Here is a 25,157-nt window from a genome sequence, read left to right as displayed (position 1 = left end):
GCCCTTTACGGGCTTTTTTTATTTCTATTCATCTGTACCTTAAAGGCCAGTTAAACCGCAAGCGGCAAACTAAAGTAAAATGTAGAACCAACTCCGCTTTCACTTTCTACCCATATTTTCCCTTCATGACGCTGGATGATCTCGGCGCTTAGATAAAGACCGATGCCAAAACCCGAAATATGTTGGGTCTGGCCGGTTTCTACCCGGTAATAACGCACAAATACCTTTTCTATATCTTCCGCCCTGATCCCTATTCCTTCATCTTTAATGCTAATGGTTACCGATGTGTCAGTTTTCTCACACTTCACCTCTATAAGTTTACCATTAGGCGAATATTTGACCGCATTACTCATCAGGTTAGAAACAACGGAGCGGATCTTATCATGGTCGGCATATATTTGCAGCCCGCCACAACTTTCGAAATCAATCTGTTGTGTGGCCATTAACTGGGCCTCACTAATTGTTTCCCGCAAAAGCTGATCGATATCGAATGTACTTTTTTCGATCATAATCTTACCCGATTCCAGCCTTGAAATATTCAAAAAGCCATTAATCATGGAATTCATATTTTTCACCTGTTTATTGGCTTTTTCCATCGCACTGGCCAAAAACTGATCTTCACTATTACTTAACTTTCGGCTGGCGATCTGCACAATTGCCGTAAGTGAGGTAAGGGGCGTTTTTAATTCATGGCTTACCATACTGATAAAGTCGTTTTTACGGATATCATCTTGTTTCTGTTCGGTGATTTCGTGCAGTACACCCGTAAAATACCGGTTCACACCATGATCATCTTTTTGAACGGTTCCGATGCCACGAACCCAGCGTATTTTACCGTCATTGTGACCTATAATCGGATACTCCATATCGAATTTCACACCTTTGGTAATCGCTTCTTCCACCAGGTCGGCAGCCGCCTGCCGGTAATCGGGATGGATCTGGTTAATGGCAGCCTCGTAAGGCACTTCCTCATCCGCAGCAAAGCCAAAGAATTCTTTTAGTTTAGATGATGGATAGAAAATACGGTCGATTACATTAATATAATAAGTGCCCAACCCTGCGGCTTCGGTTGCCATACGCAGACTTTCTTCGGCGCGTTCAATTTGTTTTGCAGCCAGATGTTGCTCGGTAATATCCATTACTACTCCAGTAAAGGCCGAGAAAGTGCCTGATGGATCGGCTTTTAGGTTTCCGATGGCGCGTAACCAGCGCAACCGCTTATCGTGTAAACCAGTTACCGGATAGGTTACATCGTAATCGCCGTTATGGTAAATGGCATTCTCCAGCTTGTTTGCTACAAATCCACGGTATTCCTCATTAATCTGGGCCAATGCCTCTTCAATAGAAAGCGGTTCGTCCGGATAATATCCAAATAATTCTTTCAACCTGGCATCGGTAATAAACTCACGGGTTGCGGAATGGATAAACCAGGTTCCAAAACTAGCGGCATTTATGGCCAGGCGGAGCGCGGCTTCTGCTTCTTCGATCTTTTGCCGCGCCACCTGCAATTCTCCGTTAACCTGCTCCAGCTGCCTGTTGGTAACAATCAACTCCTCATTAGAAGCGGACTGTTCTTCATTAATGGCCACCATTTCTTCATTAATGGCCTGCAATTCTTCCGAACTCTGGGCAAGGGTGTCTTCCCACTGTTTGCGTTCCGTAACATCACGGGTGGTGCCCGCTACAGCCTCTACCTCACCCTGCTCATTAAGTACCGGTGTTAAAATATAATCATAAACCCGCTTGCCTAAAGTGGCATGTGGAAAAGATACCTCCCCACGTATCGGTTGTTTTGTTGATCTCACCTGATCAATCTCCCGTTCATGCATTTCGGCATGCCAGGGTTCATAACCATTCTCCAATAAGCCCTTTCCTATGGCATTTTCCCAGGTTTTACCCCACATGGATAACAAGGCGCTGTTTGCATAGGTAAACCGGTAATCCAGGTCAAATACATACATCAGGTCGGGTGTGCCATCGATAATGGTTTCATATACCCTCTTTTGCCGTTCCGACTGCTCCGTAGCCTGACGAAGATCCTGTTGCACCTTGATCATGCCGGTTACTTCGAAAACAAACGCTAAAATGCCGTCAACCGCTCCATTTTCATCCCGCCGTGCCTCATAATTAAAACCGAAATAGCGATCGTGCGTAGGTCCGCCCTCATATTCGGCAATAGGAATAAGCGATTCATTGATCACATAAGGCGTTCCGGTTTGGTAAACATCCAATAGCACTTGCTCCAAAGGCGTACCAAGCAGTTCGGGCAAGGCTTCAAAGAGGGGGCGGTTCAATAAATCCCGATGGGGCAATAATTCCTGATAGGCGGGATTCACCATTTCATAAACCAGCTCTGGTCCGTCGAGGATGCAGATGCCCGCGGGTGCCTGCATAAAAAAACTTTTGAGCCGGTCGCGTTCACGCTGGAAGGACGCGCTGGCTACTTCTACTTCACGCCGGTCGCGCACCTGTTTGGTATTTTCGAACACCCAAACGGCAACTTTAGTCACCTCCCCGCCAGCATTTTTCACAGGGGCATAAACAAAAGTGACAAAAATCTTTTCCTCACTCCCATGCCGGATCAACATCATTTCTGCCTCATCAGCATAATACGCCTGTCCGGTTTCAATTACCTCAGCCAGCGCCGCTTCATAATAAGGCCTTACTTCAGCAAAAGTATCCCAATAGAAATGACTGAATATAGTTTCATAGGGTTTACCGGCCACCTCAACGAATTTTTCGTTAACGATTTCTGCAACCAGGGTGCCTGCATCCAATATACAAATACCTATTGGTGCGTTTAGCACTGCATGATATAAATTTTCCGCGTCAGTTAGCTCCATAGATGGCAAAGGCTTATGATATGATCATCAAAATAACCAAAATCCTTAAAAAATGTTTGAGTGCAAACAATCGAAAATAATAAAAATTAAACACCGCTTCCATTCTATTTGTAGTGTTCAGGTTGTTAATTAAACCATATCGGGCACAAAGAGTCATAAAGTGATGTTCCAGAAATCCTTTGCCAAATTATACTTTAAGTTTTTTCTAATTATTGGTCTGCTTGTTTATGCATCACCATATCAAGCATCCGCACAAGCGGCCGCGTCTTATGTAAAACAGATGAAGTGGACCGTTGGCGATACCCTTAGGGAGGCTTTGGTTTATATTCCTGTTACTGCGAAATCAAAACCCAGTCCGGTAATTTTTGTATTTCATGGCCATGGCGGAACAATGGGCAACATGCTCAAAAGCCGCGGGTTTGAAAAGCTATGGCCTGAGGCGATCCTGGTTTATCCCCAAGGCCTCAATACCCCGGGGCAACTTACAGATCCACAGGGAAAATTACCAGGATGGCAAAAGGCCCCTGGCGACATGAACGACCGCGACCTGCTTTTCTTTGATGCAATGTTAAAAACACTCCGTAGCGACTATCAGGTCGATAACAGCCGGATTTATGCCACGGGGCATTCAAATGGCGGAGGTTTTACTTATTTGTTATGGGCTGCCCGTGGTGATGTTTTTGCCGCTTTCGCTCCCTCGGCTGCTGTAGGGGGAAGAGTTGTTAACCTGTTAAAGCCAAAACCTGCCATGCACATCATGGGGTCAACAGACCCTTTGGTTAAGCCAGAGTGGCAAAACGCCATGTGCAAAAGAATATTAAAAATAGATAACTGTAGTAGCGAAGGACAGCCATACGCGCAATATGCCACCATATATCCCTCACCAAGCCAAACCCCGGTGGTATTATACGTGCATCCGGGTGGACATATCTATCCTGCTGATGCAAATCAGGTCGTGATCAACTTTTTTAAGGGCATTACAAAACCTAAATAGATGTTGACCGGAGCTGAGCCTATTTTTATTTTGGATTGATTGACAAGCCGTTTTGCTCACGGATCAACTGAAAAAGATGATCGGGGCGAACAACGGTATAATCTTCGTTAAGCGAATTGGCCACATTTTTAAAACTTGTTGGCGATACGCCCTTCCAGGGTTGCGCCTGTATAATCAGGAAACGGGACGAATTTCGATCCCAGCCTGCAGAAGCCCTGGCGATATGATCTTTCATCGCCTTTTCATTTGTGCAGTAGTTACAGGTAAGTGCCATGCTGGGCAAACTGTTGTTATACATCGTGAGCCCGCCGCCTGTATTTTGGGCCGTTAGTCCAAGCAACGATTTTGCCCCATGGGCATAGGTTTTTCCAACGGCTGGATTGATACCGCCAACGATTGTGTTCCAAACCGTGATTACCCGCAAACCCGCACGGGCATTATAGACCTCGGTTTTAGCAACAAATTGTCGAAGCAACTTTTCATCGTGCCAGGTATTGGGATAAGTATAGCCATAACCAGATGGTCCGGAAATCAGGTTATCGTTGTTAGTGGAGCTTTGCCAATAGTAATTAAGTGCACCGGGCATCGCATCCAGCATAGCAGGCGATACCGTCCATCCGATAGGAACAGTGCCCCGGTCGGGATTATTCCAGAGTTTACGCATCAAATGCTCGGTAAACTGCAAATTATCGCCATCACTCAATATAAACGCGACATAGATCTTATTTTCGAGTGCCGGTTTTGGGGGCATTGGTTTTACGCGGACGGTTCTCGATGTACCGCTATGTACCGTTAAATTGGAACACCAATCACTGGCGATGGTGGCAATACCATATTTAGAAGCCCGCTCTACCCCAGGACCTTCTTGCGGCCACCAGCCCATAAAGCTTGCACCCGGAGACATTGAAGACAGAAATTTGTTGAGCAGTTCACTTTCACCATCTACTTTGGGATCGAGCCAGACAACCGCCGCACCCAAAGCCACTGCATATTCGCGAAGGGCCGCTTTGTGCGCGTTAGGATTGAGTCCGATTAACAAACGGTGATCGAGATGTGGCCACCAGGTATCATATAGCGATTGATAAACTTCCAGTTTGCTGTTGAATTTCCCCTGCAAATCAAGCAATACAGGTAAATTATAGGGCGGCGCAGTTAATTTAGATAACAATAAGGGTGAGGCAATGAGTGCGCCCTTGCTTTTTGCCAGTACCGTGGCCAGGTTAACCGTGTGTATCTGCGTGGGATCATAAACAATCAAGCCTGAAATTTCACTCCGGTATTTGGTAATCAGGTCCCATTTGTCTGTTGGTTCAGACCAGTTTAAGCCTAAAGATTGCAACCAGGCATGTGGTCCTTCGCCGAAGGCATGGCCCTCATAAGAAAAAATACGTGGCTTAGTGCGGTTTACAATGCCCTTTAGCGAAGCAAAGAGATACATTTCTGCCGAAGTGTAAGGCGAGTTTTGCCGCAGCGTGATTAAATCCTGCACCTGCGCGGGCGCCGGAAAAGATGGGAGCAGCTGACCAGCAGGCCATTTGATCTGGCCAATGGATGGCGTAACAAACAAATGGAATAAGAGAAGGCATAGGGCTATAACTCTAAGTATTTTAATCCGCTTTATCATCTGTTAAATATAGGGTTAACGTTTATCAATTTTGCCCTAAGTCCACATACTCAATAAAGATTTTACAGATGATATTGAGCACAAATAAAGCTTTGAGACAATATGACGATCGCCTTAGGCATTAGCATATGCGCCTATGCATCAAATCTTGTGCTGAACAGTTTGGAGCAGATCATGCGGATAGCCCATTTCTACTGCACTAAGCGCTTCCAGTCTTTGTAATTGATCAACAGATAAGGTAATCTCTAGTGCGTGAAGACTTTCATTCAGGTGAGTAGGTTTTCTGGCGCCAATGATAGGGAAAGCGTTTTTGGTTAGTGTCCATCCCAATGCCACCTGGCCTACTGTGGCATCAACTTCGGCTGCAATGGATTCCAGCTCATCAAGGATGGCTTTGGTTTTATTGTCTTCTGTATATGCATTGCCCGAGCCGGTATTCAAACGTCCGGAGGCACCATTACGATATTTGCCCGTCAGCAATCCACCAGCCAGTGGCGAATAGAGCATTTTGCCCAATCCATAATGATCTGATACGCCCATAAGCTCGCGGTCGGCGGTTCGCTGGATCAGATTATATTCCATTTGTATGGCGGCAAGAGGAATCTTGCTGGCAATCGCCGCTACTTTCCATGCGGGAAAATTAGCCAGTCCGGTATATAAAATTTTTCCCGATTTGACCAGATCTTCCAGGCCACATACAATTTCATCTATCGGGGTAAGCCCGTCATCATAATGCGGCATAAAAATATCGATATAATCTGTTTTAAGTCTTTTTAAACTGGCCTCTACCCCTTGCCGCATCGCTTTGCGGTGATTGCCCGAATTTACCGGAGATGGATCCTTTTCGGCGCTCCGGGTATATTTGGTGCAGATGATAAAATTGTGCCGTTGGCCTTCAATAAACCTGCCTACAACTTCTTCTGCCTCACCCAGCTGATACTGATCTGCCACATCGATAAAATTACCGCCTGCATCGGCATAGGTATTCAGTATTTTTTCAATATCCTTTTCATCGGCACCATAGCCACGGCGACTGCCAAAATTTGCCGCACCAAGTACCAGTTCACTGGCAGGTAATCCGGTATAGCTTCCAAATAATTTATTTTTCATGCGGTAAAGGTCGAACAACACCATAAAGGAATCAAGTAAGGCTAAATTCAGCCCTATCGGAAAAGACATACCGATGACCTATATTTGCATGATGTACGAAAGAAAGCTCCCCATCGACCTTGAATGCGGTCTGCATCTTTTTATGGAGGTGATGAACGGCAAATGGAAGATTGCGCTCATCTGGAGCATTTATTTAGGTATTAAAAGACCAGGTGAATTACATCGCCGCATCCCAATGGCATCCAGACGCCTTTTAGATACCCAACTGAAACAACTGGCCACTTTGGGCATCATCGCCAAAACGGTTTTTGACCAGCTACCGCTAAAAGTGGAATACGAACTTACCCCGCTGGGTGAAACCTTAATCCCTGTAATCGAAACTACTGCACAATGGGGAGAAAAACATAGGGAAATACTGGAACCTTTTTTTCTAAATCCTAAATGAAATAAAGCTGTTATTTACCACCGTTCATTTCACCCGGAGTTGTCCACATAGCCCATATACACCAGCTTTATCCTATTCAAATTCTGTACAAAACCACTCCGCTACTATTTCAAACACCCCCTTTCCTGTTTTATCATTGTAGTTTCGCTATTATTGCCATTAGTTTGATGAAAATTAAACTCAACACAATGAAAAAGACAATCTTTATACTGCTCAATCTCATTATCGCACTATCTGTAGCACATGCCCAAAAAGGCATTAATTTTTCCAGCCATATTGCTGCCGGAGGTAAATTGCTGATGAGTGTGGATAGCGGGGCCAAAAACGTTTTTTACGCCATTGGCTTTCCCAATCAGCCCCGCACCACCTTTAATTATTTGCCTGATGTAAACCAGGTCAGTGTCTCAATTAATTTCAGAAAGAATATTAATATACAGCACTATCGGTATACCATTTTGGCAGATAACAAAGCCATCGCGCTTAACAAGCCAATTCACATGGCGCAACTAACCGATACCCACGCTGAAGGAGATGAAGAACTGTTCAGTTCTACAATGCTGGGTACTTTCCCAATAAAAGGTAAAACGGTTACCACATTGGTATATAGCACAGACAAACCGCAGGATATCGATAAAGCTGTTTTTTACGGAAAACCTATCCCAAAAGCAAAAATCCTATCTTTTTCAATGCTGAGCAAAAGCGATCAGATCTATAACACCAGCTGGGTAAAAGACCCAAAAGTGAGCACAAACTTTACTTTCACTGAAAAAGATTTGCAGCTAACCATTGTGAAAGACAAATCAGACATCGACTATCTTTACAATACCTCAATAAAAGACAAAAAAACCAATAAAATCATTTTCGAATCAACTACCTGGCGATATGGTGGCATCATCAGTGAAGACCATGAGCAACTACCTTTTATAGAAATTGATAAAAACATTTTCAAAAAGTCGGGCGAGTATGAGATTATTATTCAGCCATCGATTAAGTGGACCAGTTGCTTTGATTGCGATATCTCACCAAAAGAAACCGAAAAATACGTCACCCGCCATACGCTTTTGATCACTCTCGATGAAGAAAATTACACCAAAAAAGAACTCTACAGCTATGCGATAATGGCCGCATTTGTGATTGGTTTAAATTTTCTACTGATATTTAATGCCATCAAAAGAAGGAACAAAAAAAGGCTGGCAGAAGAAGAACAGCAAAAAAATACGGCAAGGCTTCAGCTTAACTCCATCCGTGCACAACTCAACCCTCATTTTTTGTTTAATGCCCTCTCTGGCATTCAAAATCTGATGAACAAAAACGAAATCGACAATGCCAATAAATACCTGTCTAAATTTGCCCGTTTAACACGGAACGTACTCAACGATAAAGAACTGGTCAGTTTATCACAGGAGAAAACCTTATTAGATGATTACCTGCAAATGGAGCAATTGCGGTTCGGCTTTCAATACGAAATTAACCCCTCCGAGCATTTAACTTTAGATAACATAGAGATCCCGAGTATGCTGCTACAACCCTTTGTAGAAAATGCGGTAAAACATGGCATATCGAAAAAAGCTGCTGATGGGAAAATTATCATCACCTTTAGCAAACAAACAAATGATCTGGTGTTAAGCGTTACCGATAACGGAAACGGATTCGACACCAGAAAGAAGAGCGATGGTTTGGGTTTACCATTAAGCCACAGTAGAATAGCCTTATTAAATGATGTTTATAAAGAAAATCGCTTTACTTTAGTGGTACAATCAAGCCCTAAGGGCACAACAATAAGTTTAACACTCACCGATTGGCTATAGTACAATGCTCTATTTACGCCTCGGCACAAGCAAAAATAATTTAACCACTATTTGTCCCGATTTCGGGGGATAAAAAGGATGCACACACTTGTCCGGCTGTTCAGGCGGGATATTAAAATCCGTGTTTATCTGTGTGCATCTGTGGTTAAAAACGCTTAACTTAACGATATTTGGCTATACTATGATGAAGGCAATACTAATAGACGACGAAATCTCCAATTTAGAAAACCTGCGGTCATTGTTAGAGAAGCACTGCCCGCAGGTAACGATAGCGGCAACAGCTCAAAATGTAAGCGATGCGGTTGAGGCCATCGAAAAACATATACCCCACCTGGTGTTTCTGGACATTCAAATGGGCGATGAAACAGGTTTTGATGTATTAAAACTGCTTCCAACACGTAATTTCGAAGTTATTTTTGTTACTGCGCACGATCAATATGGCATACAGGCAGTGAAATTTGCCGCTTTGGATTATCTTTTAAAACCCATTGATATTGAAGAATTGGTACATGCGGTAAATAAAGCCGGACATAAACTGTCGACTCCAATACAAAGCACGCAGCTCGATTTTTTACTCCAACAACTTAAAAAACCCGAAACAAACGTGAGCAAAATTGCCCTGCAGATGCAAGGCGAAGTGCGGTATGTTACCCTATCGGATATTATCCGTTGTGAGGCCGACAATACCTATACCCATTTCTTTCTTTCAAATGAGGAGAAAATATTGGTCTCCAAACCGCTCAAGGAATATGCAGATTTACTACGCCCCGGCGGATTTTTAAGAACCCACCAAAGCCATTTGGTTAATCCTAAATATGTAAAAAGCTGGTTAAAGGAAGATGGAGGTGTACTCCTGTTAACTACCGGAGAAAAAATACCCATTTCCAAACCCAACAAGGAGACGGTAAAAAAGGGTTTGCAACGGCTTTAGGAATAAATTGATGAATAAACAACAAGGTCTGCTCCTGTAATAAGTGCAGACCTTGTAACCATCAGCACAATCGCTGATGAAAACCAGAAGATGAACAATAATTAGTTCATATCTCCTTTAACTTTTCTTGCTGTTCCCCTACCTGGAAGATAGATCTGGAATCCGAAAGAAAGATTTAAATTGTTCTGCATGGTCGAACTTCCAAAGCCTACAAGGCCTTTGTATTTAACCAGGGTTTCTAAACCAATGTTCGGGGTAATAAAGTATGCAAAACCAGGACCAACGCTTAAATCAAGTCCATTGGTATTTCCACCACCATTACTCACATTCACACCACCTACACCAACAGTTGCTTCAGCAAAGAAACGTCCGTGTTTTAACACTTCCACGTCTTTACCCGCATAATAACGCCCTAATGCACCCACACCGTAACTGGTTGTGGTAGCTGAGTTTTTAGCCGTTTCCAAACCAAAGTTCACATAACCACCCACAGCTAAATTATCTTCGATAAACCAGGCAGCTTTTGGCGTAATATCTATACTAAAAACGTTTGGGGCATCTAAACCCAGGTTAATGTTGGTGAGGTTTCCACCAACCATCACATTACCTTTTTGAATCTGTGCCTGTGCACTTCCGGCAAACAATAGCCCTGCAAATAGAAATTTTAATAGATTTTTTTTCATGATAGACGAATTTTATATTTATTTCGTCTCAACATCACTACACGTATATAGTTTTACTTAAGTACGAAAACGGATTTAAGTCTTTGAAGAAGAGCCGAATAAGTGTACTCCTAAAAGGGGTATAGCCGTCTCCCTAAGCAAAGACTATATTAATCTGGTGTGATAATGAAATACTTTGAGCAAAGTTTAAAATAGTATATAAAGCCAATTTGACATTAAAAACCATACTTGAAAATTTTCAAAGTGCGGTTGTACCCAAGAGGAGATCAGATAGCTATCGGATCGAACCCACACACCCATACAGGCGCCAGCCCCTCAAGCTATCGGGGTCGCCATTAATGATATCGCTCTATAAGTTTAACAAGCAGCACAGGATATTGCTTTAAGTTTTTAAAATTATATAAACTGATGCCATAAGAAAACAAAAAAGCTTCGGTAGAACCGAAGCTTTAGCGTACCCAAGAGGAGATTCGAACTCCCACACCTATACAGGCGCCAGCCCCTCAAGCTGGTGCGTCTACCAATTTCGCCACCTGGGTATTTACTACTTAATGATTCCCGAAGTCGTTTACCATCCCGATTGCTATCGGGACTGCCACCTGGGTTTGTGCTGCAAATATAATTTAATTTTGCATTTTCATACAATCATTTACAATTCTATTTTTAAACCATCGTAAGCCAGTCTGATATGCGCAGGCAGGTCTTTTTCTACATCGGCATGTTTACCTAGATTATGACTGATGTGTGTAAGATAAGTGGTTTCGGCCCCTACCCTTTCGGCAAAGGCAATGGCCTCGCCCAAAGTAAAATGCGAAATATGTGGTTCTTTTTGCAAAGCATTCAGCACCAATATTTTTGAGCCTTTTATTTTCTCGAAACTCTGTTCTGATATGGTTTTGGCATCGGTGATATAAGTAAAATCGCCAATCCTGTAACCCATAATTGGCAATAAATGGTGCATCACCTCAAAAGGAATAATGGTCGTACCGCCAATCTTAAAATCTTCGCCATTGTTTACGGTATGCAGGTTAATCTGTGGCAAACCGTGGTATTTGGTTTCGGCAAAGATATAATAGAACTCTCTTTTTAAAGCCGTTTGTACCCTTTCAGTAGCATACACATCGATTACCTTGTGCAGCAGGTAATTAAAGGGCCTGATATCATCTAAACCCGCAATATGGTCTTTATGTTCGTGGGTAAACAGCACCGCATCCAGGTCCTTTACCTTTTCGCGCAGCAGCTGGTAGCGGAAATCGGGGCCGCTATCTACCACGATGGTTTTATCAGCCGTTTCCACTAAAATAGAAGTCCTTAAACGGTTGTCTCTTTTATCCGTAGATCTACAGACTTCACAATTACAGGCAATTACAGGAACGCCTTGTGATGTACCGGTACCTAAAAAAGTAACTTTCATCGGCGTAAACCTTCCTTTCTATAACTATAATCCTTGCGCTGTATCTTCATTAAAATAATTCGGTTTGTTGTAAGGATTGATAAAACTGACGCTGTTTTTCGTCCAATAGATTTTCGTCGGCATTGGTCTGCTTTACCAGCGTAACCAGTGCGGCAATTTTTCCTTCCAGGTTCGAAAATTTATTCACTACAACAACCTTATTGTGTTCGAGCAGGCAGGAACCCGTTTTAAAGTTCCCTTTCTCGTAACGTACCTTATAACCCATTGCAAAAAGCAGGGCTTCCAATTTCTCTAAAGTATGGTTTGTTAGTGGCAATGACATTGGAAACAAACTTAGATAAATCTGCGCAGCATTCATAAATACGTTTGTAAAAAAATAACGTTTTATTTTGTCAACACTTCAGTTATCTGAGTGCATCTTGCTTGATAAATGGCTCAGGTGAACTCAGTGGTCTAAGGTGAATCGGAAAGAATGGTAATTTCTCTACCACCTAAGTCACCTGAGCACATCTGAGTTGAAATGGTCACCATTGACAGGTTCCAGTAGAGCGGTCGTCATCCGATAACGCATGTTAGTAGCGATCGTTGTAAGATTGCTGAAATCGGGACCGATAATGGCAGGAAGGATGCTGAAACAAGTTCAGCATGACGACCGCCTTAGGAATACGGTTAACAAAACTTACGTGAACTCAGGTGATTAAGGTGGTTCAATAGGAAAGAGTGGTAATTTCTCTACCACCTAAGTCACCTGAGCACATCTGAGTTGAAATGGTCACCATTGACAGGCTCCAATAAAGCGGTCGTCATCCGATAGCGCATGTTAGTAGCGATCGTTGTGAGATTGCTGAAATCGGGACCGATTAACGGCAGGAAGGATGCTGAAACAAGTTCAGTATGACGACCGCCTTAGGAATATGGTTAACAAAACTTACGTGAACTCAGGTGCCTAAGGTGGTTCAATAGGAAAGAGTGGTAATTTCTCTACCACCTCAGTCACCTGAGCACATCTGAATTGAAATGGTCACCATTGACAGGCTCCAGTAGAGCGGTCGTCATCCGATAGCGCATGTTAGTAGCGATCGTTGTTAGATTGCTGAAATCGGGACCGATTAAGGACAGGAAGGATGCTGAAACTAGTTCAGCATGACGACCGCCTTAGGAATACGGTTAACAAAACTTACATGAACTCAGTTGTCTAAGGTGAATTGGAAAGAATGGTAATTTCTCTACCACCTAAGTCACCTTAGCACATCTGAGTTGAATGGTCACCATTGACAGGCTCCAGTAGAGCGGTCGTCATCCAATACCGCATGTTAGTAGCGATCGTTATAAGATTGCTGAAATCGGGACCGATTAACGGCAGAAAGGATGCTGAAACAAGTTCAGCATGACGACCGCCATAGGAATATGATTTACAAAACTTAGGTGAACTCAGGGGACTAAGGTGGTTCAATAGGAAAGAATGGTAATTTCTCTACCACCTCAGTCACCGGAGCACATCTAAGTTGAAATGGTTACCATTGACAGGCTCCAATAAAGCGGTCGTCATCCGATAGCGCATGTTAATAGCGATCGTTGTAAGATTGCTGAAATCGGGACCGATTAACGGCAGAAAGGATGCTGAAACAAGTTCAGCATGACGACCGCCTTAGGAATATGATTTACAAAACTTACATGAACTTAGGTGCCTAAGGTGGTTCAATAGGAAAGAGTGGTAATTTTCTACCACCTCAGTCATCTGAGTTATAAACGGCTAAGATTGTTATCAAACAAAAAAGGTTCAGCTGTTTCCAACTGAACCTTTCCGGTTTCATCCCGCTTGGGCGGTAAGTATGATTATCTTAAGTCTACCACTTCAACACCAGGATATTTTTTGGCATCGAAAGCAAAAGTAGTTTCGGGTACATTTACGTTAGGCGAAAAAGTTTTCACGTTGTAAGTATATTTGTTTCCGTTTTTATCGAACAGAACAACGTTTGCAATCTGTTTAGCCACTTTATCAATACTTAAACGTACTTTAAAAATCGATTTCTTAGCGTCAACAGGGGTTAAATCGATCATTTCATATGTTTTACCACCTACCTTTTCGTCGCCGGTATACACATATTTAAATCCTTTTTCGTAAACGGTAAAGATTTTAGCGGGATTAATGGCATCGCCACTGTTGTCTACATTGCTTACCTGTACTTCTTTGTCTTTTTTAAGGTAAGTCCACTGGCTTTTGCCATCACTGAATAACTCCTGGTTGGTCATCGCCACTTTATACTTGTTAGAGTTGGCTTTCACATACAAGGTACCTTGCTGGGTTTCTTTTACTTTAGCTTTTGGATTATCCAGCGTGAAAGTAAAATCGGTTTTTACAATATTATACGATTTGTATTTTTTACTCACATCAGCTAAAATTGCTTTAGCTTTCGCATCAGTTTGAGCATAAGTTGAAGTTGTAAAGGCAACTACCACCATTAATGCTGAAATTAATTTCTTCATCTTTTCTTTTTTAATTTTTTCTTTGAAACGTTAGAGTAGATTTTTTGGTATTGGTTTAATCTAGTCTTTGTCATTCATACTATTCAAGAACTGTTCCAAAGAATATTCGTCAGGATATAAAACCTCACGGGCCTTGCTTCCTTCAAAAGGACCAACAATTCCGGCAGCCTCCAACTGATCGATAATCCTGCCCGCCCTGTTGTAGCCCAGCTTCAGTTTACGCTGTATGAGCGACGTAGAACCTTGTTGATGCATGACAATCAGTCTGGCGGCATCTTCAAAGAACTTATCCCGCTCATTGGGATCAAAATCAGCTTTGCTTCCCTCGCCTGCTTCATCTATATATTCGGGCAACTGATAGGCATCCGCATAACCACGCTGGTTACCGATATATTCCGAAATACGGTCTACCTCAGGTGTATCAACGAAAGCACACTGTAGCCTGATTAAGTCGCTTCCTGTAGATAAAAGCATATCACCACGGCCAATAAGCTGATCGGCACCGCCACTATCTAAAATGGTCCGCGAATCGATTTTCGATAAAACCCTAAAGGCTAACCTGGCCGGGAAATTGGCTTTAATGGTACCCGTAATAATATTTACCGATGGACGCTGGGTGGCGAGAACAAGGTGGATCCCGATGGCCCTGGCCAACTGTGCCAAACGTGCAATTGGGGCTTCAACTTCTTTACCAGCCGTCATCATTAAATCGGCAAACTCATCTACCACCAAAACAATGAAAGGCAAAAAGCGGTGACCATTGTTGGGGTTAAGCTTACGCTTGATAAATTTATCGTTATATTCTTTTAGGTTTCTCACCTGTGCATCCTTCAGCAAATCGTACCGTTGATCCATTTCGATACAAAGTGAATTTAAGGTATTCACCACTTTTTTGGTATCGGTAATAATGGCATCGGCTTCTCCCGGGAGTTTGGCCAAAAAGTGTCTTTCGATGCGGTTAAATAATGTTAACTCTACCTTTTTCGGATCGACCAACACAAATTTCAGTTGTGCAGGGTGCTTTTTAAACAATAGTGAAACCAGGATAGCATTGATACCCACCGATTTACCCTGACCTGTGGCACCAGCTACCAATAAGTGGGGCATTTTAGCCAGATCGGCGATAAACACCTCATTACTGATGGTTTTACCTAAAGCGATGGGTAAATCCATGGTGGTTTGGCTCCATTTTTCGGTATTTAAAATGCTGCGCATCGGCACCATTTCAGGGTGCTGGTTTGGCACTTCGATACCAATGGTTCCCTTACCCGGCATTGGTGCAATAATACGGATCCCTAACGCGGCCAATGAAAGTGCAATATCATCTTCCAGGTTCTTGATTTTCGAAATCCTCACCCCTGGGGCTGGAATAATTTCGTAAAGGGTAACCGTTGGGCCAATTGTTGCCTTAATCTTATCAATTTCGATATTGTAATGGTTAAGGGTTTCAACAATTTTGTTTTTGTTGGCTTCCAGTTCTTCGGCATTAACCGATATTTTATTGGTCCCGTAGTTTTCCAATAAATCTATTGTTGGATATTTATAACCCGATAAGTCTAATTTTTCATCGTAATTACCAAACTGTTCAACCAGATCTTCCGATTTTTTTTCCTCTTCCGTTTTCTCGATGGTAAATGCGGGTTCCTTTTCTGCTTCTATTGGCGGCTCAACCGTTAGTGGTAACGAAGTAGCCGCTGCAGTAGCCAAAGGTAAATTGGTAGCCAATGGCGACAATACCACAGGTGGCACAACTGCTGCTTCAGCTTCTTTTTCTTCGTAACGGTTAGGCTGCAACACTACGTTCTGCTGCTTACGTTCATTGCTTACAGGAGGTTTATCGCGAACCGGAAACTCAATAGGCGACGATGGTTCCTCAAAAGTTTTGTTTTTTACCGATTGTTCTCTAATATCATTTACATAATCAGGTGTTTCGTTATCCAGGTAAACCTCTTTTTCCTTACGCTCCGGGAATTTAAAATCGATATTGTAAGCGATAATTAAAATGGTTAATCCGGCAAAGGCAATTAATCCGGCAACACCAGCTGCGCCAATTTGCGCCCCTAACAATTTATTGCTCCAATAGCCAAATTCGCCCTCTAGATAATGAGGCGATTCTGACCAGAAACTGTGAGCAAAACCTAAGGTTAGTGAGATAAACAGTAAAAAGAAAAAACTGTAGCCTAATGTTTTAGAGATGGAAAGGATTTTCACCTTAAACAACAAACGGTAGCCAATAATAAAAAAGGCCAGCACAAATAAGAAAGAGGCAATACCGAACCATTCGTAAATAAACTGGTGCGATAGCAAAGCGCCGAATTTACCCAGCCAGTTTTGTACAACAGGTATGGTAACCCCCGATTCTTTCAATTCTTCAGTTGTCTTAAAAAGATTACCCCAGCCGCCATTTGCATCGATTACATAACTCTGGTCATCCTGCCAGGTAAACAAATACGAAGTAAAAGCGATTAAAAAATATAATGATAATATCACAAAAAACAGACCTACAATTTTAACCGCACGCCCATCGGCCAGGTCGAAACTTGGCAAAAATTCTCTTTTTTCTTTTGGCTGACGACCTGATGATGATCTGCCGGGTGCACTTTCTGCACCTTTATCTCTGAATGTATTGGTTTTAAACTGGTTACCCCTTACCGACATTTTCTATCCTAAATAATTTAATATTGAACAAACTTAGATAAAACTGCGCAGCATTTGCGAAAGGCTTACAAAAAAAATAATCACAAATCGCAACTGTTACTGTTATAAGCTGTTTTATCATTTCCCCTCCTGCATATACAAACAACGAACCAACCTGTCGAATTATTAAAATATGCTGGTGAATTTGTGATGTTTCTATAATCTGCCTTAAATTAAATAAAAATATTCATCGGGCATTAAACCTTAAACAGAAATTATCGTCTATTATTTTAACAACGCACAAGTTGTTACGTTTTGTCAAATGAAACGGATTTTGTTTTAGGTTTTATCCCGTTTTGCCTGGAGAGGTTAAACGGGATTTTTATTTAAGACCTTTTAAACTTGTAAGGTCTGGCGAAATAATTAAATGTGCTAAAATTATTTTGAAAAGCAGCGTTCAGTACACTTCGGTTACGACAGTCCTGCTATCACTACAAGTCTTCACTCGTACCTCGTTCGGGGCTTTCCGTTCTATCAGGTTTTTTTTACCCGGGCCAGTAGTGCTTTGGCTTAAAGATAAATGCGACCAAGCCCTTGCAGGTTTAATTCCTCATTTAATTATTTTCAAAGGTCTCGTTGAGGGCTGAAGCCGCTTAAAAACCTCGAGGTCTTTGACTTTTGCTAATTTGCTTTACACTATATATATTTAAGCATTAAAGTTTACAATTTCTTAATTTTTGTTAATTTAAAGCGATTTTTGAAATATATGATGGGTATAGCGCAACTCGAAGAACAAATTGAAGCAGGAAATTTACAATCAGTAAAAGAAATTTTGGTAGAAAATCCGAAACTGGCAAATGTGGATACTTCACATCACATCTCGCCACTGTTACTGGCCTGTTATTATAAAAAACAGGAAATCGCCGATTTAATTGCTGAATTTGTAAATGACCTCACCTTGTTCGAAGCCTGTGCAGTGGGCAAATTTGATGCAGCTTCGCAATTGATATTTCAAAGTCCGGGTAGTATTAACGAATTTTCGGAAGATGGTTTTACGCCGCTAGGTTTAACCTGTTATTTCGGACACGAAGATTTAGCCCGCTTTTTAGTATTAAAAGGTGCGGATGTTAACCTGGCCTCGAAAAACGGATTTAATGTATTCCCGATCCACTCAGCCGTTGCCGCTAATAATTTTAACATTACCAAAATGCTCTTGGAAGCGGGTGCTTACCCAAATGTTTGTCAGAAAGCAGGACTGGCGCCCTTACATACCGCCGCACAACTGGGAAACATAGAACTGATTATTATACTTTTAGAACATGGCGCAGAAGTTTCTTTACGCATGGAGGGTGGAAAACTACCCGCAGATTTAGCTGCAGAAAAAGGGTTTAACGAAATTGCGGAGATTTTAAGAGATGATGATTAGTTTCGGTTCACAGTTTGTAGTTTTAAGTTGATTCAACTACAAACCACTAATTGGAAAGTTAACTGCACATTAAAAACTGTTAACTGCCAACTGAATTACTCCCATATTCTCGACCGCATCCTTTTCATATACGTTCTGATATCGAGCACTACTGCGGCTAAAAAATAAAATAATATCGGAAAACCAACCGCCAAAAAGGAGGAGTAAATAAAAAACAGGCGAACTTTTGCTGTGCTCATATTCAGCTTATTGGCCAAATAGGTTGAAACTCCAAAACTCTGCTGCTCAAAATAAGTGATGATTTTCTGGAACATTTTAAGCTATTTAAAAAATCATAATAACGACAACGTTGGATTAATTATTGTCACCCAAAATTATAATTTTATTTTCAAAATCTAATTTAACAAAATTAATTGGTTAAATACCAATCGCTAAATATTGAAACTGCTATTCTAATACCAATTTTTCGAAATCCTGTTTATCTTCATGTTTGATAAAGAGCGTTTGCTGTTCTTCTAAACCTGAGAATCTTTTGATCAATTCTTTTTTAAATTTATGAATATCAACTTCTCTGTTCAAAATAACAGTTAAGGCATCAGCATTACCTCTAACTTCAATTATCTGATCGGGAAAAAGTTCTTTTAGCTCGTGTGGGAATTCCATAATTCAAAAAACAGATTATAAGGTAGAAAGTTTTGTTTGAAATCAGTATTTGGTTAGGCTTGCTTTAAAATTTTAATTCCAATACCACAAGATAGACATTTTTTCTGATCACAGTATTGCTTTTTCAACTGCAAAATTCCTTGAGAAGCAAATGCATGATCCATCTTCACGCCTGCATTGGTAAATTTACTGGTAATGGCATTTTGCTCAGCTGGCAGGCTCTCCAGCAACTTTATAGCCCTATTGATGTAAAACTGTGTGGCTGTGTGTTTACCATAAGCAAATAAAAAAAGGGCCACGGTATTGAGCAGGATATTATCTACGGATGTTTTTCCAATTTGTGTATTTACCCCGGAAGTTTCCTTTTTAAAATGATAATGTGTTTTCCAATAGGTGTGTACAGGTAAATTTTCGAATAAAGTATGTAACCCGGCAACATCTTTTATCTCCATCACTTTAGAAAAAAGATGATTGGTCTTAACAATTAACGCAGCAAACTGCGCCAGACGGATGGTTGGAAAGTTCTGTGGACGCATCCTCATAAATTTCCACATCGACACTTCTATAGGTTTAATATGGTATTTCTTCTTCAAAAACTGAAATTCGATTTTTAGCTTTTTAGGATATTCTTCCTCGAACTGATCATTTAAAAAACCAGCGGCACCAAAAACCAGTGCTTCTATCTGCCTGGGGTTGTTTTTATGTTTGGCATAAATATTTTGCGGAACGGCTTTAGCAAACAGTTCGAAGGGTAGCGCATTCACTTTAAAGCCAAAATTGCGCGCCATAAAACGGTAAAAAGTTTCATCCCAATTTCCATTCAGTTTGTTTAAGGTTTCGGTAACAGCAGCTGTTTTCTGTTCAAAACGTTCGATTAAGGTCCGTGCTAAAAAAGAAGCTACAATTAATTCGTCTACGCTACCGATCTGGGCAATGCAGGGAAAATCTGTGAGTGTAAGGAACAGATTTTCGTATTTTTTAATGAGATCGGCAGAAATCCTGTTTTTCAATGCTACAACAGGTACAATAGAATGGTCTATTCTTTTAATTTCTGCATCGTGCTCATAAACCACATGTAGGATTACATTTTCGTAAGCAGGATTGAGCTGATGGTTGTGCTTTAACCAATCAGACGATCTGAGATGGATTTCTATATTACCCGCCCATATGGTTTCGCCAATTTCGATTTTTGCATTAAAAAAATCCGGACCAGCATTTTTATTGAGCAAACCCGGATTAATAATTTTCAAGCTTTCTCCATTGGCGGTTTGCAGCCCGTTATAATCAAACGACCTGAACTGCCATACATAATGAAGAAAATCTTCCGGAAAATTCATCCTTGAAGATAATAAATAATTCTTAAGATTTGTATGTTAAATCTTTCGCTTCTGTAGAAGAATTATTAAACACATGTGTAATTAAATTCCTATTATCGCTTTTTTCAAACACAAAATACCATGTTGTATTTGGATTCATATTGAAATGAATATAATATTCACCAAATTTCAAAAGTACGGTCGGACATTGTTAATGTTTCTTTTTATGAATAGATCTTTTTACATTAAAAATCATTTTAGAAACATAGTTTAGCGCACTTTACTTGTATGAAAAGTAACCTTCGTAGAACAAATCATCAATAAGTTGGTTAAAAAACAGAATAACTGATGGATGAAAATTTACTGTTATTTCCAAGGCAGTTTTTGTATGTGCTCATGGGCCGCTTTCTCAAATTCTTCTGCAGAAATACTTTGGGCCCATTTTCCATCAAATGTTTCGGTTCTCTTTAAATAAACAACTTCTGCTTCCTCAACAACAAATTGCTTTTCTTCCATTAAGATATTGATCAGGTATTGTTTTTCCTCTGTTGTTAATGCTTTAACCAGTGTGGTTAATCTTTCAAAGCTTAATTTCTCTAATGGATCTTTCATAGCTTTACCTTATACTTAAAGATAATAATTTTGGTGCAAAGCACAAACATTAATCACGTTACTTAAAGCAATTCATAACGATAACTTCTGTTAACCCTATTATATCACTAAAACAGAGGCTTAAATTAAACCAACTCTGCCTTAATCAAAATCTGCTCCATTTCCTGTTGCAGTTTCAATGCCTCTTCCCTTGCCTTTTCTGCAAAATCTTCTCCCTGACCGGCGTAAATAATCCCCCTCGAAGAATTGATCAACAAGCCACATTGCGCATTTAAACCATATTTACACACCTCATTTAAATCGCCGCCCTGTGCACCAACGCCCGGAACCAAAAGAAAATGATCTGGTGCCCATTTGCGCACATCGCCAAAAGCGGTACCACGGGTTGCACCCACCACATACATCATTTGCTCATCCGTTGCCCAGCTTTGCGACGTTTTGATCACTTTTTCGAAAAGTTTGTCACCACCAATTTCCTGCAATTGAAAATCGGCATGTCCGGTATTAGAAGTTAAAGCCAATAAAATGACCCATTTATCTTTAAAGGTTAAGAAAGGCGTAACCGAATCGCTACCCATATAAGGTGCTACGGTAACCGAATCGAAACTCATCTCTGATGATGCCGCATTGAAAAATGTTTCGGCATACATAGCAGAGGTATTGCCAATATCACCACGTTTGGCATCGGCAATGGAAAAAATATCCTGTGGGATATATTTCCAGGTTTCGATCAATGTTTCCCATCCTTTTTTACCATAACACTCGTAAAAAGCAGTATTGGGTTTATAAGCCACACATAAATCTTTTGTAGCATCAATAATCTGTTTATTGAATTCCAAAATTGGATTTTCATATTTCAGCAGGTGTTTTGGGATCTTATCTAATGAAGAATCTAATCCGACACATAAAAATGAACGTTTTTTTTGTATCTGCTCGAAAAGTTGTTGTTTGGTCATATACTGGCTTATTTGCTGCAAATATGAAGATTTTTAAGTTTTCTGAGCGACAAAATTATATTCAAATAAATTATTTTTATAAACATTTTAAACTTTTGCTTGCAGATTACGTTTCAAATACATACAATTGCAACATAATTTCTCAACCGTTTATCTGAATATCCCAGAAAAATTTATCAAGACTTGTTTTTTGTTACCATTTTTTAGAAGCACAATTTGCTTTTTATTCAGCTTGTAAACAATTATGAAACAATGTGAGCATTTTCCCTGATGAACTCATTTAATGTTTTATAGCCTTAAGAACTTATATACAATGAAACTACCGGGCTACGCTAACACAAATATTTTTAAGCCTATGTAGATTTATAACAGAAAACATCCGTTATAAACAAATGAAAAATTTCTTGAAACATATATATCTAGAATGTTTAGTAAAACAGAATTAAATGATAAGCTCACAACAGAATTACGTGAGCTAGCAAAAAGCTATGGCATTGAAGGTGCCGACTCCCTTAGAAAAATCGACCTTGTTGAAGTACTTTTACACCAACAGGAAATTATAAATGCCGCTAAAGCTGGTGCAGACCCTTATAGCGAAATCGAACCTCTTGCAGCTGCGCCTGCACCTAAAACCAAGGCCACCAAAACTTCAAAAGTTGCCGCCGCCGCTGCTTCTGCAGCAATAGCAGAAAATGCTGTTGTAGCTGACAAGCCTGTTGCAGCCGACAAACCGGTTAAAAAACGAGCCAGGTTAAGCAAAGATGAGCCTGCTGCGCCAATTGAAAGGAGAAGAGATTCGGTAACGTTATTCGACGAGCCGCAACACCATCAACAACCTGACAGAATTGTTGAATCTGAAGAAAGTGTAAAACCCATCTCGGCTTTAATCGAAGAAAGTGCAGAAGTACTTCCGGTAGCGCCAAAGCAAAAACAGGAGCCGAAAGAAAAACAGGACAAACAGCAACGTGATGAAAACCGCCAGCCAAAACAACCGGGCGGTGGCAATCACCACAAAAACGAAAACAGTTACTCTAACTTAGATTTCGACAACGTAATTACGAATGAAGGCGTTTTAGAGATTATGCCTGATGGTTACGGTTTCTTACGCTCTGCAGATTACAACTATTTAACTTCCCCTGATGATATTTATGTATCTCAGTCGCAAATAAAACTTTTTGGCTTAAAAACCGGTGATACTGTAAAAGGCAGCATCCGTCCGCCAAAAGAAGGCGAAAAATATTTTCCCTTGGTTCGCGTAGAAACCATTAATGGCAGAATCCCTGCTGAGGTTCGCGACCGTGTTCCTTTTGATTATTTAACTCCACTTTTCCCAACTGAAAAATTAAATTTATTTACGGATAACAGCAACTACTCTACCCGTATTATGGATTTATTTACGCCAATTGGTAAAGGACAGCGTGGTTTAATCGTGGCACAACCAAAAACAGGTAAAACCAATTTACTGAAAGAAGTGGCCAATGCGATTGCCAAAAACCACCCTGAAGTTTACTTAATTATCTTATTAATTGATGAGCGTCCGGAAGAGGTTACCGATATGGCCCGTAGTGTAAGAGCTGAGGTAATTGCCTCTACCTTTGATGAGCCTGCTGAGCGTCACGTTAAAATTGCCAATATTGTTTTGGAGAAATCTAAACGTTTGGTAGAGAGTGGCCACGATGTGGTGATCCTTTTAGATTCGATTACACGTTTGGCAAGAGCTTATAATACCACCGCACCGGCATCGGGTAAAATATTATCTGGTGGTGTTGATGCAAATGCATTACACAAGCCAAAACGTTTCTTTGGCGCGGCACGTAACATCGAAAATGGTGGTTCGTTAACCATTTTGGCTACCGCATTAACCGATACAGGCTCTAAAATGGACGAGGTAATCTTCGAAGAATTTAAAGGAACTGGTAACATGGAGTTACAGCTAGACCGTAAATTGTCTAACAAACGTATTTTCCCTGCTATTGATATTACAGCTTCAAGTACCCGTCGCGATGATTTATTATTAGACAGGGATATTTTGCAACGTGTTTGGATTTTACGTAACCACCTTGCCGATATGAACAGCCAGGAAGCAATGGAATTTGTTCAGTCTCAGATCAAAGGAACAAAGAGTAACGAAGAGTTCTTAATTTCGATGAACAGCTAGAATAAGTTTGGCGTTTGGGGTTTGGAGTAATGCGTATCAAACCCCATGCGCTTAGCGCCTAACCCCATGCTAAAAAAAAACCTCCCTAATGCGATTACCTGTGCAAACCTTTTATCTGGCTGTATCGGAATCGTTTTTGCATTCAAAGGCAATTTAGAAACCGCAGCATATTTCGTAATCTTCTCTGGGATCTTCGACTTTTTTGATGGTATGGTTGCCCGTTTATTGAATGTTAAATCTGCGATAGGTAAAGATCTCGACTCTCTGGCAGACATGGTGAGTTTTGGTTTTTTACCAGGTGTAATCATGTTCCATCTTTTAAAGGGAAGTGATTATGCATCTGATTATCTGCCCTATTTTGGTTTTTTAATCACCATTTTTTCTGCATTACGGTTGGCCAAATTTAACAATGATGAAAGGCAGACAGAAGATTTTATTGGCTTAAATACCCCAATGAATACCTTGTTTATCTGTTCCTTACCTTTTATTGCCAAAGATTACCCACAGGTTATTTCTTCCAGCATCTTGCTGATCGCCATTACGGCCATCACCAGTTTCTTACTGGTAAGTGAAATCAAAATATTTTCGTTAAAATTCAGCGATTTAAGCTGGGCGAAAAATAAGATCAAGTTTATCTTCCTGATCCTATCGGCAATATTGATCGCTTTCCTAAAATTCGCAGCAATCCCTTTTGTTTTGGTATTGTATATTGCCTTATCGGTATTGCATTTTAGAGGCGCTACTGCGAATAATAAGATTTAATTCTCTTCCTGATAAACAGGACAGAGGCAATTGATTTTTCAAGCATCATTTTTTTTTAATAGTCAGGCGTAATTTGAAAAATAAACCTCCTATGAATAAAACCCTTTTTCAAGTGGCTTTGGAAGCTTTTTCTTTTTTTATGGGCAAAAGAAGTTCCCTGTCCTGAGAATTTGCGGTTTCTATTTAGTTAAATTAACGCCTCTCAGAAGCTTTTTTTTATAAAAGTATAAAACTTAGCTATATCCTCCTATTAGCGATCTCAAATTTGCCGCAAGTATTTATTAATAA

Annotated in this window: 20 protein-coding genes and 1 tRNA gene; 7 read left to right on the top strand and 14 right to left on the bottom strand. The window is 40.8% G+C overall.

Going from position 1 to position 25,157, the window contains the following annotated elements; translation table 11 throughout:
* Positions 1-50: 50 nt before the first annotated feature.
* Positions 51-2,843, bottom strand: a complete 2,793-nt coding sequence (locus tag AC04Q1_RS19030; protein ID WP_478366149.1) for a PAS domain-containing protein — start codon at positions 2,841-2,843, stop codon at positions 51-53.
* Positions 2,844-3,006: 163 nt separating this feature from the next.
* On the opposite strand from AC04Q1_RS19030, the gene AC04Q1_RS19025 reads away from it, so the two are divergent.
* Complete coding sequence (locus AC04Q1_RS19025; RefSeq protein WP_478366148.1) at positions 3,007-3,837, top strand: CE1 family esterase; 831 nt, start codon at positions 3,007-3,009, stop codon at positions 3,835-3,837.
* A 25-nt stretch (positions 3,838-3,862) separates the two neighbouring features.
* Here AC04Q1_RS19025 and AC04Q1_RS19020 read toward each other — a convergent pair whose 3' ends face one another.
* Both AC04Q1_RS19020 and AC04Q1_RS19015 read right to left on the bottom strand, forming a co-directional pair.
* On the bottom strand, positions 3,863-5,404 hold the full coding sequence (locus tag AC04Q1_RS19020) for a hypothetical protein (protein ID WP_478366147.1): 1,542 nt from the start codon (positions 5,402-5,404) through the stop codon (positions 3,863-3,865).
* A 198-nt stretch (positions 5,405-5,602) separates the two neighbouring features.
* Positions 5,603-6,571, bottom strand: a complete 969-nt coding sequence (locus AC04Q1_RS19015) for an aldo/keto reductase (protein WP_478366146.1) — start codon at positions 6,569-6,571, stop codon at positions 5,603-5,605.
* 88 nt (positions 6,572-6,659) lie between these two features.
* Here AC04Q1_RS19015 and AC04Q1_RS19010 point away from each other — a divergent pair, with 88 nt between their 5' ends.
* From AC04Q1_RS19010 to AC04Q1_RS19000, 3 genes are all read left to right on the top strand, one after another.
* Positions 6,660-7,016 carry a winged helix-turn-helix transcriptional regulator gene (locus AC04Q1_RS19010; protein ID WP_478366145.1) on the top strand — a complete coding sequence of 119 codons (357 nt, stop codon included), beginning with the start codon at positions 6,660-6,662 and terminating at the stop codon, positions 7,014-7,016.
* A 188-nt stretch (positions 7,017-7,204) separates the two neighbouring features.
* Complete coding sequence (locus AC04Q1_RS19005) at positions 7,205-8,824, top strand: sensor histidine kinase (RefSeq protein WP_478366144.1); 1,620 nt, start codon at positions 7,205-7,207, stop codon at positions 8,822-8,824.
* 181 nt (positions 8,825-9,005) lie between these two features.
* Positions 9,006-9,755, top strand: coding sequence for a LytR/AlgR family response regulator transcription factor (locus AC04Q1_RS19000; RefSeq protein ID WP_478366143.1), 750 nt, complete (start codon positions 9,006-9,008; stop codon positions 9,753-9,755).
* Positions 9,756-9,856: 101 nt separating this feature from the next.
* On the opposite strand, the gene AC04Q1_RS18995 is transcribed toward AC04Q1_RS19000, so the two are convergent.
* The 6 genes from AC04Q1_RS18995 to AC04Q1_RS18970 form a co-directional block, all read right to left on the bottom strand.
* On the bottom strand, positions 9,857-10,438 hold the full coding sequence (locus AC04Q1_RS18995) for a hypothetical protein (RefSeq protein WP_113951406.1): 582 nt from the start codon (positions 10,436-10,438) through the stop codon (positions 9,857-9,859).
* A 455-nt stretch (positions 10,439-10,893) separates the two neighbouring features.
* Positions 10,894-10,977, bottom strand: a tRNA-Leu gene (locus AC04Q1_RS18990).
* A 110-nt stretch (positions 10,978-11,087) separates the two neighbouring features.
* Positions 11,088-11,852: an MBL fold metallo-hydrolase gene (locus AC04Q1_RS18985; protein ID WP_478366142.1), complete on the bottom strand. Its 765-nt coding sequence runs from the start codon at positions 11,850-11,852 to the stop codon at positions 11,088-11,090.
* Between the two features lie 49 nt (positions 11,853-11,901).
* Positions 11,902-12,174, bottom strand: a complete 273-nt coding sequence (locus tag AC04Q1_RS18980) for a hypothetical protein (RefSeq protein ID WP_219077659.1) — start codon at positions 12,172-12,174, stop codon at positions 11,902-11,904.
* Positions 12,175-13,688: 1,514 nt separating this feature from the next.
* A complete protein-coding gene (gene lolA1, locus AC04Q1_RS18975) occupies positions 13,689-14,339 on the bottom strand; it encodes an outer membrane lipoprotein periplasmic chaperone LolA1 (RefSeq protein WP_478366141.1) in 651 nt (216 codons plus the stop codon).
* A gap of 60 nt (positions 14,340-14,399) precedes the next feature.
* Positions 14,400-16,997 (bottom strand): FtsK/SpoIIIE family DNA translocase, encoded by a 2,598-nt coding sequence (locus AC04Q1_RS18970; protein WP_478366140.1) that lies wholly within the window; start codon positions 16,995-16,997, stop codon positions 14,400-14,402.
* A gap of 745 nt (positions 16,998-17,742) precedes the next feature.
* Between AC04Q1_RS18970 and AC04Q1_RS18965 the strand changes: the two genes are divergently transcribed.
* Positions 17,743-18,402, top strand: coding sequence for an ankyrin repeat domain-containing protein (locus AC04Q1_RS18965; RefSeq protein WP_478366139.1), 660 nt, complete (start codon positions 17,743-17,745; stop codon positions 18,400-18,402).
* 95 nt (positions 18,403-18,497) lie between these two features.
* On the opposite strand, the gene AC04Q1_RS18960 is transcribed toward AC04Q1_RS18965, so the two are convergent.
* The 5 genes from AC04Q1_RS18960 to pyrF form a co-directional block, all read right to left on the bottom strand.
* Positions 18,498-18,716: a PspC domain-containing protein gene (locus AC04Q1_RS18960; RefSeq protein WP_478366138.1), complete on the bottom strand. Its 219-nt coding sequence runs from the start codon at positions 18,714-18,716 to the stop codon at positions 18,498-18,500.
* Positions 18,717-18,849: 133 nt separating this feature from the next.
* Positions 18,850-19,065: a hypothetical protein gene (locus AC04Q1_RS18955; protein WP_478366137.1), complete on the bottom strand. Its 216-nt coding sequence runs from the start codon at positions 19,063-19,065 to the stop codon at positions 18,850-18,852.
* A gap of 53 nt (positions 19,066-19,118) precedes the next feature.
* The gene (locus AC04Q1_RS18950; RefSeq protein ID WP_478366136.1) at positions 19,119-20,402 is read right to left on the bottom strand and encodes a DUF2851 family protein; all 1,284 of its coding nucleotides are present in this window, start codon (positions 20,400-20,402) and stop codon (positions 19,119-19,121) included.
* Between the two features lie 345 nt (positions 20,403-20,747).
* Positions 20,748-20,993, bottom strand: coding sequence for a hypothetical protein (locus AC04Q1_RS18945; protein ID WP_478366135.1), 246 nt, complete (start codon positions 20,991-20,993; stop codon positions 20,748-20,750).
* A gap of 125 nt (positions 20,994-21,118) precedes the next feature.
* The gene (pyrF, locus tag AC04Q1_RS18940) at positions 21,119-21,949 is read right to left on the bottom strand and encodes an orotidine-5'-phosphate decarboxylase (RefSeq protein ID WP_478366134.1); all 831 of its coding nucleotides are present in this window, start codon (positions 21,947-21,949) and stop codon (positions 21,119-21,121) included.
* Positions 21,950-22,373: 424 nt separating this feature from the next.
* Here pyrF and rho point away from each other — a divergent pair, with 424 nt between their 5' ends.
* On the top strand, positions 22,374-24,107 hold the full coding sequence (gene rho / locus AC04Q1_RS18935; protein ID WP_478366133.1) for a transcription termination factor Rho: 1,734 nt from the start codon (positions 22,374-22,376) through the stop codon (positions 24,105-24,107).
* A 66-nt stretch (positions 24,108-24,173) separates the two neighbouring features.
* Positions 24,174-24,869 carry a CDP-diacylglycerol--serine O-phosphatidyltransferase gene (gene pssA, locus AC04Q1_RS18930; RefSeq protein WP_478366132.1) on the top strand — a complete coding sequence of 232 codons (696 nt, stop codon included), beginning with the start codon at positions 24,174-24,176 and terminating at the stop codon, positions 24,867-24,869.
* The last annotated feature ends 288 nt before the right edge of the window (positions 24,870-25,157 follow it).

The organism is Pedobacter humicola (assembly GCF_056490705.1).
This window is presented reverse-complemented; position numbering and strand designations above follow the sequence as displayed.